The following is a 12764-nucleotide window of genomic DNA, read 5'->3' as shown; positions in this document are numbered from 1 at the left end:
TATATTAAGCATCTAAATCCAAGCCGAAGGTTGTTCTTAGGAGTTCAATGTTCGGGTTTATTTCATGCAGTCTATTGTAACGATCTTGGTCGTTAAAGGTTTTTCTACTCTCGAAGCTTTCGTTTACAATAACTTCAATGGTGATGTCATGGTTGTGTAAATGTCCTCTCAGGTGCCCTAAAAGACCGTTCATTTCTTTTTCAAAATCCAATTTAGAACCCTCATTAGGTAGTTCTATACTAATGGATGTGCCTTTCAATACCGGATCATTGATAAGTAATAACGATTCCATTATTTTGTAACCTTTGTCTCCTAGACGTTGTGCGTACTTGGTCCATTGCAGTAACATTTCAGTTTCTGTAAAGGCTTCTGTAGGTAAATGAGTCGTTTCTCTTACTATCGGTTTACTGTTTTGTTCTAGTGCTTTTTTGGCACGAATACTGGATAGCGAAAAGGCTGATATTTTTGGTTCGTTAGATACCGCAGTATCGGTTTTTGATGTCGAAACTACAGCTGCTTTTTCAGTTTGTTTTTCTGCTGTTATTTCTACAGTTTTAACTACAGGATTTATAGAAATATCAGGAGTAGCAGAAGTTTTAGTTTGATCTGCTATGGAGTAATCATTTTTTCTAAAATAGGTAGGCGGAATTATAAAGGTGTCAACTTTTTTTTTTCTCCATCAAAAGTGATAGAGGCAAGTTGCATCAAGCAAAGTTCAACAAGTAATCGTTGATTTTGGCTTAGTTTAAATTTTAAATCACAATCATTTGCAATGGCAATACCTTTCAACAAAAAGTCGGCGCTTGCTTTTTGAGCTTGCAAGCCATACATTTTTTGAGCTTGTTCTCCAACTTCTAATAAGGAAAGAGTAGAAGGAGTTTTGCTGACTAATAAATCTCTAAAATGCGAAGCTAATCCCGAAACAAAATGATGACTGTCAAATCCTTTGGCTAGAATGTCATTGAATGCCAAAAGCAAATCCGGGATTTTGTTTTCAAGAATTAAATCGGTGATTGTAATGTATGTTTCAAAATCGAGTACATTCAGATTCTCAGTAACGGCCTGACGCGTCAGATTTGTCCCGCAATAGGAAACGACTCTGTCAAAAATAGATAAGGCATCACGCATCGCGCCATCGGCTTTTTGAGCAATAATATGCAAAGCATCGTCTTCAAAAACTACTCCTTGACTAGTGGCTACTTCGGCTAGGTGTTCTTTGGCGTCTTTAACAGTGATTCTTTTGAAATCAAATATCTGACAACGAGAAAGTATCGTTGGTATTATTTTGTGTTTTTCGGTCGTTGCCAAAATAAAAATAGCATGTTTTGGCGGTTCCTCCAATGTTTTTAGGAACGCATTAAATGCTGCCGAAGATAACATGTGTACCTCGTCAATAATATAAACTTTATATTTTCCGGTTTGGGGTGGAATTCGAACCTGATCAATCAGATTTCGAATATCATCAACAGAGTTATTTGATGCGGCATCCAATTCAAAGACATTAAAAGCAAAATCTTCATTGGGGTCATCATAACCAGGCTGGTTGATTTTACGGGCCAAGATTCGTGCGCAGGTTGTTTTTCCAACACCACGAGGTCCAGTAAACAATAGAGCAGAAGCAAGGTGGTTGCTGTCTATAGCATTCAATAAAGTATTGGTGATTGCTTTTTGTCCCACAACATCATTAAAGGTTTGTGGGCGGTATTTACGAGCCGATACTATAAACTGTTCCATTAGCATTTCTATTCGAAAGCAAATATAGGCATTGGGATTATATTATGAAAATGATACTTTGTTTAATTCTCAAATTAATCCGATTCTAAGATTTAGCTGTTGTTTTAATGTATATGCATGCCGCTAGAATTGGTAAATCTCAGCCCGGATAACGGGTATTTAGGTGTTCCTTTTTGCTGAATTAATACTTTGAATCTTAGCCCCATACTCATCAATAATCCATAATTAATGTAGGATTCGTGAATTTTGGACTGCGAGTTGATTCTAGTATTAATTACAGTTGTATTGTAGTATTCTTTGATGCCAAGAGCGGTCAGGAAATTAGTTTGATCTGTCATTCCGCAATAATCCAATCCGCAGGCAAAACCCCATTGGGATAAGGCGGTAAAATTAGTGTGTGTGGTGATGTCTTGATTCCCAATGTATTGATAAGGATTGTCATTTTTTTGGTGTTTGTTGTAGCATAAAAGGGTTCCGCAACTCCTGCGGTTGTCATATAATTCTGAAGCAGAAGATCCATAGTCAATAGTAATTACATAGCCTTTTTTTAAAAATTGAGAAACTTCCTTTATCCACGAGATGGCGTCCAAATTTACTTCAGTTCGGAATCCTTTTGGTAATTTGATATCAAAAGCTTCAAAATAATCAATAAGCGCTTTCTTGGCAGGCTCTAATACTTCTTTAAAACCCTTATTGTAATCTACATAAATCTCTTTTAGTTCGTTTTCCATAACAACCTGATGAACCGAGAAATTATCGACCAATTCATTGGATAAAATACAGCCGTTAATCTCAGGAATGTCTTGAATTGAAGCATACCAACTTACTTTTTCCAGAAGATGTTGCTTCTCTATTTCTTGCATAGCAACACTTTTCTCTATGATACAATAGTTTAGCTTATCATATAAAAGAGAATTACTTTTAAGATAATCTAAAATATCATGACATAGAAGTCCTGTACCAGCTCCATATTCAACAATTGTAAACGGATTTTGGCCTAACAACTGCCACATTTCTTCCATCTGACGACCAATCATGGCTCCAAATGAAGCCGAAAGATTGGCGCTGGTGTAAAAGTCCCCATTGGCGCCTATTTTTTTCTGTACTGAATTATAATAACCCAGTTCCGGATAATAGAGCGCCATTTCCATAAAATCCCGAAAAGAGAGAGGTCCTTCTTTTTTTATTCGCTCGATTATTATTTCGGATAAGGACATAATGGAAAGGGAGTTTCTATTTATTTCTGCCGGCAATATTTACTTTTATTAGAGCTTGAGCGGCTTCATTAGTAGAATTAGCCGAAAAACCAGCTACAAAAACACCTTTTTTTCCCGATTTTGATTTTATACCAAAAACTATTGCAGAATCATCTGGATTTGAATTCCCTTCATAGCGGTAAATATGTACGATTTCATATTGATGGGGATTTTTAACAATATCGCCTTCATTGAGATTGAAATCATAATTAAAGCCGTTTTCATTTAATTCATCCAAAGCTTTGGATACAGAGGCATAATGGTATTTGTTTTTCATAGCAAGTTCTTCTTTGGTTGGTGTTAAAGGCGTAATTAAAAAATTAAATTTCACATTGGTCGCTTCCTTCAATGCATAGTTTTGCTAATATAATTGCGGCTTGATTATCACTATTAGCCGAAAATCCGGCTACAAAAACTCCTTTTTTGCCAGAATTAGATATGATTCCATAGACAATCGCTTCATCGCCGGGATCTGAATCGCCTTCATAACGATAAATATGTTTGACTTCGTGCTGATGCGGGTTTTTCAGTATTTCATTTTCATTAATGTTAAAATCATAAGTAAATCCCATTTCATTTAAATCGTTTAATGCTTCTGAAACGGTGGTATAATGATAAATAGGTTTCATAACGGGAGGATTAAAATTAGTATTTAAAGATAACTAATTTATTCTTAAGTCGTTGTAAAAGCCGTGTTAAACAATTCAATGTCAAAAAAAAATTTTAAACTATTTAAAGTCTAAAATTCATGATTACCTAATCAGTAATCTTAAATCTAAAATGTGTATTTTTGCAAAACAGACCGCCTTATCGCTGTCCTGATTTATTGGGAGGGAGGAAAGTCCGGACACCATAGAGAAGCATAGCGGGTAACACCCGTCGGTTCGCCTCGATAATTATCGGGACGGATTAGGACAAGTGCAACAGAAAGTATGTACAGGTAATGCTGTAGTGAAACCAGGTAAACTCTATGCGGTGAAATATCAAGTATATCAGCATTTAAGGGCTTCTCGTCCGTTGCTGAAGGGTAGATAGCTTGAGCTTATGAGTAATTATAAGTCTAGATAAATGGTAAGGGTTCACCTTCTGGTGAATACAGAATCCGGCTTATAGGTCTGTTTTTTTTTTATTAAAAGATTGAATACAATAAGGATTGTGAAATCTAAAAGAGAACCATTAAGAAATGAAGCTTTATTAAGTCCCAAGGCTTAATTTTCTGAATTTCTTAATGGTTTAATTTTTAAATAGTAGTTATGAAAACAAGAATAGGTATTTTAGGTTTGGGTGGAGTAGGTGGTTATTTTGGCGGACTTTTAGCTAAAGCTTATGCCGAATCCGATAAAATCGAAATTGTGTTTATTGCCCGTGGCGAAACTCAAAAAAGGATAGCGGAATCCGGTTTGAAAATTATTACAGATGATTCCGAAAGTATTGTTTTTCCAAGTATTGTTTCTGATGATCCGGCAGTTATCGGAAAATTAGATTACATTATATGTGCAACAAAGACCTATGATATTGAAGAAAGTCTTCTTCCTTTGGAAAAGTGTGTTGCTAAAAATACCATATTTCTTCCACTATATAATGGGGTTGACGCCACCGAAAGAATCAGTGCTCTTTATCCTGATAATGAAGTGTTGCAAGCTTGTGTATATATCGTTTCTATGATTGAAAGCCCAGGAGTTATCAAGAAAATTGGTTCTTTTGAGAAATTGTTTTTTGGTTCTGACTTGGCGCCACTTTCTAAATTGAATGCTCTTCAGACTATTTTCAAAAATGCTGCTATCGAAAGTTATTTTGTAGACAACATCGAAGATACGGTTTGGGAAAAATTCGTTTTCATTTCGGCTTTGGCCTCTGCCACTTCGTACCTAGATCAAAATGTAGGCGAAATTTTGAACAGCCAATCAAGTCGAAATGTTTATGTGGAACTTTTGAACGAGATTACCATGATAGCAGCTGTAAAAGGCTTGAAGCTGCCAAATGACATCATCATGCAAACAATTCTTAAATTAGAAAAAACACCTCATAACGCAACTTCATCCATGCATCGCGATGTGTTGGCGGGACATAAATTTGAATTGGCTTCTCTTACGGAATTTGTGGTGAATGAGGGTTTGAAATACGAAATCGAAACGCCAATGTATCAAAAGGTTTTGGATAAATTGGCTGTAATTTCTAATAGTTAATTTTGATTTATTCATTTTATTAGTATCCTAGAATACTTTTATTTTAGTTTGTTGAAGATGTATTATAAAACAGAAAAACCCTTGTAATTACAAGGGTTTTTCTGTTTTTATAAGGTATCGGGATTACTCTTCTTCGCCGTCATTTTGCATAGCTTCGTTTTCAGAATCTTCATCAGCTGAACTAATTTCGAAAAAACTAAAAATAGAACCGCCATAACTTTTCTGGAATGAAAAATGAATCAGGTGATCGAGTTTGGTGTATTTTGAATGTTCGATTACCATCATTCCGTCATTATTAAGCAAGTTTTTTTCAAAAATTAGCAAAACTATTTTTTCAAAAGTTTTTTGGTCTAATCCATAAGGAGGATCGGCAAAAATGATATCGTAAGTTGTTTTGCATTTTTCTAAATAGCTAAAAACATCGCTTTTTGTGGCAGCAATATTAAAATCATATTCGGCAGCGACTTGCTTGATGAATTTTACGCATCCAAAATCACCATCTACAGATGTGATTGGAGTGCTTCCCCTGGAGGCAAATTCGTAACTGATATTTCCGGTTCCGGAGAACAGGTCTAAAACTTTCAATCCCTCAAAACTGAAATGGTTGTTCAAAACATTGAATAATGCTTCTTTAGACATATCGGTTGTAGGGCGAACGGGTAATCCTTTTGGCGGACTGATACGTCTTCCTTTGTATTTTCCTGAAATGATTCTCATGAGTTGAAAAGTATAAAATGATTTCTGTTTTCGGCCTCAGAAAAATAATTGTTCCATCGTAAATCTTCCACGTCAATTAAGGAAACGTTTCGGATGTATTTGTAGGCTATCTTGAAATAGTCGTTTTCGCTGTCAATGTTTCCTGCGAGCTCCAAAGGAAAATGCTCCGGATTCAATTGCAGTTGCTCGGCAGTAAATAAAACGTAATAGATAAAGTCCTCCGGTGTTTGATAATCAAACGAATTGAAGAATACTAATTTTTGATTTTGAATTACAACAACTTCAAAATGGTCCGAATTAAAATGCACGGTCATTTTTTTGTCATCAATATTTTTGGAAGCATCTAATAATTTTTGTACCAAAATACTGTTGGCATGTTTGTAATCGAAAGTGCCAAATTTATCAATAAAGAAGTTATTCATATTGACATAAGGAATGTAAACCGAATTGATTTGGTAATTGCTGATTTCATCAAAAGCAAAAAAATCAGTTTCAAAAACCTTGGTATTGTATTGCAAATAACTTCCCATAAAATTCTCATCAAAAAGAGGAGCGGGAACAAAGGTCGAAAGATTATTACTGTGAATAATGAGTATGTCATCATAGGAATCATTCAATTCCGGATAATCGCTGAACGCATTCGAAAATAAATCCTCGATTTTTATTCCTTTATGAAAAGTGTCAAAATGAACTTCCCTGAATGAGGTAATGGTATTGTTTAGGGTGTCAAAACAGCAAAAAGACAATCCGTTCAGTGAAACCTGAACGGAGAGTTTTTTATATTTCTTTTCGGTAATATTCGTGTTTGGTGTAGACATAATCTGATTTATAATCCGTTCTTACTATAGTGTGCGGAAAGGATAAAATGCGATGACAAACTTACAATTTTTTTTTATTCTAAAGGGATTTAATGTGATTCCCTCGAATTTCATCCTTATCTTTGAACTTCATTTTATAGCAAGTATCCCACAATGAATTCCTCCCTGTTTTATAGCCTTTTACGAAAAAAATTTCCTTTTAGTCCAACGTACAATCAGGATATTTTTTTTCAAAAAATTGCTATTTTTTTAACCGAAGCTCACAACGACACCATTTTTGTGCTAAAAGGATATGCAGGAACGGGAAAAACTACTGTAATCTCGACTATTGTAAACAATCTTTTAGAAATTAATAAAAAATATGTTTTGCTGGCACCTACGGGGCGCGCAGCCAAAGTGATTGCCAGTTATTCGAACAAAGCTGCTTTTACGATTCATAAAAAAATCTATTTCCCTAAGAAATCTTCGGCTGGTGGGGTTTCTTTTACGTTGCAGCCCAATAAACACAAAAATACCATTTTTATCGTCGATGAAGCTTCGATGATTTCGGATACGAATTCCGATTCTAAGTTGTACGAAAACGGCTCTTTGCTCGATGATTTAATTTCCTATGTGTATTCGGGAAGCAATTGCAAGATGATTTTATTGGGAGATACGGCTCAGTTGCCCCCGGTGAATTTAGATATCAGCCCGGCTTTGGATATCCGTACTTTGGGTATGAATTACAACAAAGAAGTTGATTATATTGAACTCGATGAAGTAATGCGTCAGGAAGAAAGCTCCGGAATTTTGCATAATGCAACCGAACTAAGGGAATTGTTGAAGGATTCTTTTATCACCGATTTTCAGTTTGATGTTAAAAAATTCAAAGATATCGTTCGCCTGACCGATGGTTATGATATTCAGGATGCGATTAATTCAGCTTACAGCAATTACAGCATCGAAGACACCGCTTTTATTGTTCGTTCAAATAAAAGAGCGAACCAATACAACGAGCAGATTCGGACCAAAATTCTCGATAAAGAAAGCGAATTGTCTACTGGCGATTTCCTGATGGTGGTCAAGAATAATTATTTTTGGTTAAAAGAAACTGATGAAGCCGGATTTATTGCCAATGGCGATATTATAGAGGTTTTGGAAATTTTTAATATCAAAGAATTATATGGTTTTAAGTTTGCCAAAGTAAAAATACGAATGGTCGATTATCCGAGCCAGATTCCATTTGAAACAGTTTTACTGTTGGACACGATAAAAAGCGAATCGCCCTCTTTGACTTATGAAGAATCCAACCGATTGTATCAGGAAGTGTTGAAAGATTATGAAGGAGAAACCAAGTACAAGCAGTTTCAAAAAGTAAAAGCCAACGAATATTTCAACGGCCTACAAGTTAAATTTTCGTATGCAATAACCTGCCATAAGTCCCAAGGAGGTCAATGGAATACAGTTTTTATAGAACAGCCCTATTTGCCGAATGGTATCGACAGGGATTATATCCGCTGGTTGTATACGGCTATGACCCGAGCGAAAAATAAGTTATATTTGATAGGTTTTAAGGATGAAAATTTTGTGGAATAATTTTTTAATTTCGTTACGAATTATTACTAAAAATAGTACTTCTTATTCCTGAATCCGTGGCAAAAAAGAATGGCATAATTTTAATTTTATAGCAAAATGAATACACTAAACGATTTACATAAAATTTCAGGCTCTTTTTCGAATACCGATAAAATGCCGGCTTTGTTTTTAGGGCATGGTAGCCCGATGAATGCTATAGAAGAGAATCAGTTTGTAGCTGGTTTTAGGAATCTGGCCAAAACTTTGCCACAGCCTAACGCTATTTTATGTGTTTCGGCACACTGGTTTACCAAAGGCACTAAAGTCACCGCGATGGGAATGCCCCGAACAATTCATGATTTTGGTGGTTTTCCGCAAGCCTTGTTTGATGTGCAATATCCAGCCAAGGGCAGTCCCGAATTAGCATTAGAAACCAAACAATTGTTGTTGCCTACTGAAACAGAGTTGGACCATGAATGGGGTTTGGATCATGGCGCTTGGAGTGTAATTAAACATTTATATCCCGATGCCAATGTTCCTGTAATTCAGTTGAGTATTGATTATTCTAAACCGGCACAATTTCATTTTGATTTGGCTCGAAAACTTAGCGAATTGCGCCACAAAGGTATTCTTATTATTGGCAGTGGAAATATTGTTCATAATTTAAGATTGGTCGATTATCACAATTTTGACAAGGATAATTACGGTTACGATTGGGCAATTGAAGCCAGAGCAACGGTAAATGATTATTTGGTTGACGGAAATTTCCAGCCTTTGATCGATTTTGAAAAACAAAGTAAAGCACTGCAATTAGCAATCCCCACCCCGGAGCATTATTTGCCTTTGATTTATACTCTAGGACTAAAAGAAAAAAACGAGGAACTCAGCTTGTTTAACGACAAATTAGTGGCTGGTTCATTGAGCATGACTTCGGTAAAGATTATGTAGGCTTATTAGAGACAGAAGCTCCTTTTAAGGTATTATAAAACCAATAGATATACTTCGCAATCAATGATTAAACCTTTAACTTCGTTACGCTTTTTTTTCGCTTTTATGATTTTTGCTCATCATTTAACTTTTTTGAGCAAAAGCAATTCTCCTTATTTCAGATGGATACATGAGTATATTCTGAAGGAAGGCTACATTGGAGTTAGTTTTTTCTTTATCTTAAGCGGATTTATACTGGCGTATAATTACCGAGATTCAATCTTGAATAAAAAAGTTTCGAATAAGGATTTTTTCATTGCCAGAATTGCCAGAATCTATCCGTTGCATCTGTTGTGTTTGTTGATAGCCGTGCCCTTAACGCTTCAGGATGTTTCTTTTGAACTTTCGACCTGGTTTACACAGCTGTTTTTTAATTTGACTCTGACTCAAAGTTTTATTCCAATACGAATAATCTATTTTTCGTTCAATTCGCCTTCATGGAGTATTTCCAATGAGCTTTTTTTCTATTTGCTGTTTCCGTTCTTAATAATTTTAATTTCAAAGCTTAAATATTATAAATTCAATAAGGGTTTATTGACTTTGTTTCTCTTTTTATTGCCTTTATTGATGTTGCTAATTGCACCCATTCATTATAAAAGTCTTTTTTATGTGAATCCTTTCTTTAGGATTTTCGATTTCATCATCGGAATCCTGCTTTTTGAACTCTACGAGAGAATAAAAAAACAACAAAGGCTGATTCATTACAACATACTGGAAATATCATCGGTTTTATTATTAGTATTGTTTTTTGTATTTCATAGGGAATTTCCTTTGGTACTGCGTTATTCGGTTTATTATTGGTTGCCTATGAGTTTGTTAATATTGATTTTTTCATTTCAAAAAGGATTTATTTCCAATTTTTTATCAAACCGTATATTGATTCTTCTAGGAGAAATAAGTTTTGGTTTTTATATGTTTCATCAATTGATTTTGAAATATTTTAAAAACCTGAATGCGGCATATTTCCATATTGAAAATGAATATTTGATTATTTCCATCATTTTTATAGTTTCCTTATTGGTAAGCTATAGTAGCTTTATTTGGTTTGAAAATCCAGTCAATAAATATTTGAAAAATGTTTTTAAGCCCAAGGCTAAAATGCAAAAACAACAGTAAAAGCAGTTCATCAAAATAATAATATAAAAGATATTAAAATGAAAATAATAGCCGTCATTCCAGCCCGTTACGCTTCCACACGATTTCCTGCTAAATTGATGCAGGATTTAGGCGGAAAAACCGTAATTTTAAGAACCTATGAGGCTGCTGTAAATACCCAGCTTTTTGATGATGTGTTTGTGGTAACTGATTCGGATTTGATTTTTGAAGAAATTGTTTCTCATGGCGGGAAAGCCATCAAGAGTATCAAAGAGCATGAATCAGGCAGCGACCGCATTGCCGAAGCTATTGAAAGTTTAGATGTAGATATAGTGATCAATGTGCAAGGAGATGAGCCTTTTATAAACGAAGAACCTTTGGCTAAGCTGATAGAGGTTTTCAGAAAAGACTCTACTAAGTCCGTTGATCTGGCATCCTTAATGCGCGAAATTAAAGACGAAGACGAAATCAACAATCCCAATAATGTAAAAGTCGTTACGGATCAAAACGGTTTTGCTTTGTATTTTTCGCGTTCGGTAATTCCTTATCCAAGAGAGAAGAATGTGGGCGTTCGCTACATGCAACACATCGGGATTTATGCTTTTAGAAAACAGGCCTTGACTGATTTTTACAGTTTGCCAATGAAATCATTAGAAGCTTCTGAAAAGCTGGAGCAATTGCGTTATCTGGAATTTGGCCGACGCATCAAAATGATTGAAACCACTCATGTAGGAATTGGAATTGATACAGCCGAAGATTTAGAAAAGGCAAGAAAAATGATATAGCAAAAAAGGAGAATTATTCTCCTTTTTTGTTTTTCAAATATTTATCGGCCGCCTGAGCCATCGTCACTAAGGCCGCTCCCATCATTATAGTGTCTTTAATAACCAATCGACCAGCTCCACTAAGATAGGGAAATCCATGTTCAGTGTCGCCTAAATCAGGCACCCAGGATTCAGGTGTGGTGATTAAAAAAGAAAGTGTTACAAAAGACATCCCGAAGGCCAGAAAACTCCCAATTGCGGATAATTTTGGCAAAATAGGATAAAGTGCAATCAGAATTCCAATTCCAACAATTACAGCTCCTAAACCATATGAAAAGCCGTAAGTATTATTAGCTTCATGCCATTGAATGTTTTCGGCTTTGTATTCTCCTTCTTTGTTCATGTAGCTTTTATATTCTGGAGCATCATGGGTATAGAAAAAACTCATCAACGGGCTATTTGCTACAAAAGGTACTATTCCACTAGCTTCGTAGCGGAAGGCTTTTAATCCGCCAATCCAAACGAGTACAATAATTAAAGCCAATCGGCTGATGTGAATTCCTGCTTCGTGTAATTTTGAGGCATACTTGAAGAATTGGTCCATGTTTATTTTTTTTTAAGATGCGTACAAATTTCGTTCATTGCCGCAGCTTAAAGAATAGACAAATTTCGCTAAGGGATGGACAAAAAACCTTTCCTGATTTTCCATTCTTCTTCTCGGAAGTGTTTTGGGGAAAGGCCAATGTGTTTTTTGAAAAATCGACTGAAGTAGTATTCGTCTCTAAAACCCATATCATTCGCAATAGCTTTTATAGGGGTGTTGGTATGTAATAATTCCCATTTAGATTTCAGAATTAGTTTTTCATGCAATAAACCGGAAATAGTTTTCTGGTAATGCTTTGTGGTGGCTTTGCTCAATGTTTTTACGCTAATATTTAGTTTGTCAGCATAGAAAGAAGCTTGATGTTCTTTTTGGAAATTTTCATTTATTAAAACAATTAATTCTTTTAAATATTCAGGAATATTAGTAATTGCTGTTGTTTCTTGTTGTCCATTTACTGATTTTAATCGGGTGAGTTTGATGAGGAATATTTTCAAATAAGAGAAAACCAATTCGTTTGAAGCCAATTCTTCTTCTTTGATTTCGTCTCTGATGTTGCTGAAAATCATAGCCAATTCTAATTCTTCAATTTCAGGAATTATAATCTGGGAGCTATCATATATGTTGTTGAAAAGGATTCCGTTACATCCTACTTGATGGTGGTAGGTTTCGATGCAAAAAAAATTTGCGTGAAATAGTAGGAGTGAGGCAGATGTCTTCTGTTTTGGATGGAAAGAAAATGCTTGATAGGTGTTGAAACAAAATATTTGATTTTTAGCGTATTTCGCTTTCATTAAATCCGTTTCCAGTATACCAGCACCTTCGTGCACCCATACAATTGCAAAATAGTTGGAATGCAATTGCCAGTCGGTATTTTCAAATTCGACAGTAGAAATTAAAATAGGAGTACTTTCTTTGGATGCTTTTCGAATAATAAGCTGAACGTGATTGCTGAGCATGGTTATTTATTTTGGTCGTTTCAATTAAACCCAGAATTAATAGAAAAGCCAAAGATAAAATAAATAAGATGATGGTAAAAATCTTAAATAGGG

General features: G+C 35.1%; 15 protein-coding genes and 1 other RNA gene. 7 read left to right on the top strand and 9 right to left on the bottom strand.

All coding sequences use genetic code 11. The features are described from left to right. Positions 1-4: 4 nt before the first annotated feature. Positions 5-349, bottom strand: coding sequence for a DNA polymerase III (locus BUB25_RS09200; protein WP_084089481.1), 345 nt, complete (start codon positions 347-349; stop codon positions 5-7). A gap of 79 nt (positions 350-428) precedes the next feature. Between BUB25_RS09200 and BUB25_RS16610 the strand changes: the two genes are divergently transcribed. Then, on the top strand, positions 429-605 hold the full coding sequence (locus BUB25_RS16610) for a hypothetical protein (RefSeq protein WP_170066894.1): 177 nt from the start codon (positions 429-431) through the stop codon (positions 603-605). A gap of 43 nt (positions 606-648) precedes the next feature. Here BUB25_RS16610 and dnaX read toward each other — a convergent pair whose 3' ends face one another. From dnaX to BUB25_RS09180, 4 genes are all read right to left on the bottom strand, one after another. Next, positions 649-1734 (bottom strand): DNA polymerase III subunit gamma/tau, encoded by a 1086-nt coding sequence (gene dnaX, locus BUB25_RS09195; RefSeq protein WP_072943299.1) that lies wholly within the window; start codon positions 1732-1734, stop codon positions 649-651. A gap of 104 nt (positions 1735-1838) precedes the next feature. Next, positions 1839-2951, bottom strand: coding sequence for a class I SAM-dependent methyltransferase (locus BUB25_RS09190; protein ID WP_072943297.1), 1113 nt, complete (start codon positions 2949-2951; stop codon positions 1839-1841). A 16-nt stretch (positions 2952-2967) separates the two neighbouring features. After that, positions 2968-3267, bottom strand: a complete 300-nt coding sequence (locus BUB25_RS09185) for a hypothetical protein (protein WP_072943376.1) — start codon at positions 3265-3267, stop codon at positions 2968-2970. Between the two features lie 43 nt (positions 3268-3310). Then, complete coding sequence (locus BUB25_RS09180) at positions 3311-3619, bottom strand: hypothetical protein (RefSeq protein ID WP_072943295.1); 309 nt, start codon at positions 3617-3619, stop codon at positions 3311-3313. A gap of 165 nt (positions 3620-3784) precedes the next feature. Here BUB25_RS09180 and rnpB point away from each other — a divergent pair. Together rnpB and BUB25_RS09170 are read left to right on the top strand one after the other, a co-directional pair. After that, positions 3785-4116: RNase P RNA component class A (rnpB, locus tag BUB25_RS09175), an RNA gene on the top strand. Positions 4117-4243: 127 nt separating this feature from the next. Then, positions 4244-5176, top strand: a complete 933-nt coding sequence (locus tag BUB25_RS09170) for a ketopantoate reductase family protein (protein WP_072943292.1) — start codon at positions 4244-4246, stop codon at positions 5174-5176. Positions 5177-5299: 123 nt separating this feature from the next. Here BUB25_RS09170 and BUB25_RS09165 read toward each other — a convergent pair whose 3' ends face one another. Both BUB25_RS09165 and BUB25_RS09160 read right to left on the bottom strand, forming a co-directional pair. Further along, complete coding sequence (locus BUB25_RS09165) at positions 5300-5893, bottom strand: RsmD family RNA methyltransferase (protein ID WP_072943289.1); 594 nt, start codon at positions 5891-5893, stop codon at positions 5300-5302. Further along, a complete protein-coding gene (locus tag BUB25_RS09160) occupies positions 5890-6711 on the bottom strand; it encodes a DUF3822 family protein (RefSeq protein WP_072943286.1) in 822 nt (273 codons plus the stop codon). Before BUB25_RS09160 ends, BUB25_RS09165 begins: the two co-directional genes overlap by 4 nt. 153 nt (positions 6712-6864) lie before the next feature. Here BUB25_RS09160 and BUB25_RS09155 point away from each other — a divergent pair, with 153 nt between their 5' ends. From BUB25_RS09155 to kdsB, 4 genes are all read left to right on the top strand, one after another. Further along, a complete protein-coding gene (locus BUB25_RS09155; RefSeq protein WP_072943284.1) occupies positions 6865-8286 on the top strand; it encodes an ATP-dependent DNA helicase in 1422 nt (473 codons plus the stop codon). Between the two features lie 96 nt (positions 8287-8382). Next, a complete protein-coding gene (gene ygiD / locus BUB25_RS09150) occupies positions 8383-9213 on the top strand; it encodes a 4,5-DOPA-extradiol-dioxygenase (protein ID WP_072943281.1) in 831 nt (276 codons plus the stop codon). Positions 9214-9276: 63 nt separating this feature from the next. Then, the gene (locus BUB25_RS09145; protein ID WP_072943279.1) at positions 9277-10368 is read left to right on the top strand and encodes an acyltransferase family protein; all 1092 of its coding nucleotides are present in this window, start codon (positions 9277-9279) and stop codon (positions 10366-10368) included. Between the two features lie 38 nt (positions 10369-10406). After that, a complete protein-coding gene (kdsB, locus tag BUB25_RS09140; protein ID WP_072943276.1) occupies positions 10407-11132 on the top strand; it encodes a 3-deoxy-manno-octulosonate cytidylyltransferase in 726 nt (241 codons plus the stop codon). A 13-nt stretch (positions 11133-11145) separates the two neighbouring features. Here the strand turns inward: kdsB and BUB25_RS09135 are convergent, their stop codons facing one another. Next, positions 11146-11715 carry a DUF417 family protein gene (locus tag BUB25_RS09135; RefSeq protein ID WP_072943274.1) on the bottom strand — a complete coding sequence of 190 codons (570 nt, stop codon included), beginning with the start codon at positions 11713-11715 and terminating at the stop codon, positions 11146-11148. 68 nt (positions 11716-11783) lie between these two features. Beyond that, on the bottom strand, positions 11784-12671 hold the full coding sequence (locus BUB25_RS09130) for a helix-turn-helix domain-containing protein (RefSeq protein ID WP_072943272.1): 888 nt from the start codon (positions 12669-12671) through the stop codon (positions 11784-11786). Positions 12672-12764 lie beyond the last annotated feature (93 nt).

Origin of the sequence: Flavobacterium granuli (genome assembly GCF_900129705.1) — a bacterium.
Classification (GTDB): domain Bacteria; phylum Bacteroidota; class Bacteroidia; order Flavobacteriales; family Flavobacteriaceae; genus Flavobacterium; species Flavobacterium granuli.
This window is presented reverse-complemented; position numbering and strand designations above follow the sequence as displayed.

Excerpts from the sequence above, each read along its gene's own strand:
- BUB25_RS09200 (WP_084089481.1), bottom strand. The coding sequence starts at position 349 with ATGTTACTGCAATGGACCAAGTACGCACAACGTCTAGGAGACAAAGGT.
- dnaX (WP_072943299.1), bottom strand. The coding sequence starts at position 1,734 with ATGGAACAGTTTATAGTATCGGCTCGTAAATACCGCCCACAAACCTTT.
- BUB25_RS09190 (WP_072943297.1), bottom strand. The coding sequence starts at position 2,951 with ATGTCCTTATCCGAAATAATAATCGAGCGAATAAAAAAAGAAGGACCT.
- BUB25_RS09185 (WP_072943376.1), bottom strand. The coding sequence starts at position 3,267 with ATGAAAAACAAATACCATTATGCCTCTGTATCCAAAGCTTTGGATGAA.
- BUB25_RS09180 (WP_072943295.1), bottom strand. The coding sequence starts at position 3,619 with ATGAAACCTATTTATCATTATACCACCGTTTCAGAAGCATTAAACGAT.
- BUB25_RS09170 (WP_072943292.1), top strand. The coding sequence starts at position 4,244 with ATGAAAACAAGAATAGGTATTTTAGGTTTGGGTGGAGTAGGTGGTTAT.
- BUB25_RS09165 (WP_072943289.1), bottom strand. The coding sequence starts at position 5,893 with ATGAGAATCATTTCAGGAAAATACAAAGGAAGACGTATCAGTCCGCCA.
- BUB25_RS09160 (WP_072943286.1), bottom strand. The coding sequence starts at position 6,711 with ATGTCTACACCAAACACGAATATTACCGAAAAGAAATATAAAAAACTC.
- BUB25_RS09155 (WP_072943284.1), top strand. The coding sequence starts at position 6,865 with ATGAATTCCTCCCTGTTTTATAGCCTTTTACGAAAAAAATTTCCTTTT.
- ygiD (WP_072943281.1), top strand. The coding sequence starts at position 8,383 with ATGAATACACTAAACGATTTACATAAAATTTCAGGCTCTTTTTCGAAT.
- BUB25_RS09145 (WP_072943279.1), top strand. The coding sequence starts at position 9,277 with ATGATTAAACCTTTAACTTCGTTACGCTTTTTTTTCGCTTTTATGATT.
- kdsB (WP_072943276.1), top strand. The coding sequence starts at position 10,407 with ATGAAAATAATAGCCGTCATTCCAGCCCGTTACGCTTCCACACGATTT.
- BUB25_RS09135 (WP_072943274.1), bottom strand. The coding sequence starts at position 11,715 with ATGGACCAATTCTTCAAGTATGCCTCAAAATTACACGAAGCAGGAATT.
- BUB25_RS09130 (WP_072943272.1), bottom strand. The coding sequence starts at position 12,671 with ATGCTCAGCAATCACGTTCAGCTTATTATTCGAAAAGCATCCAAAGAA.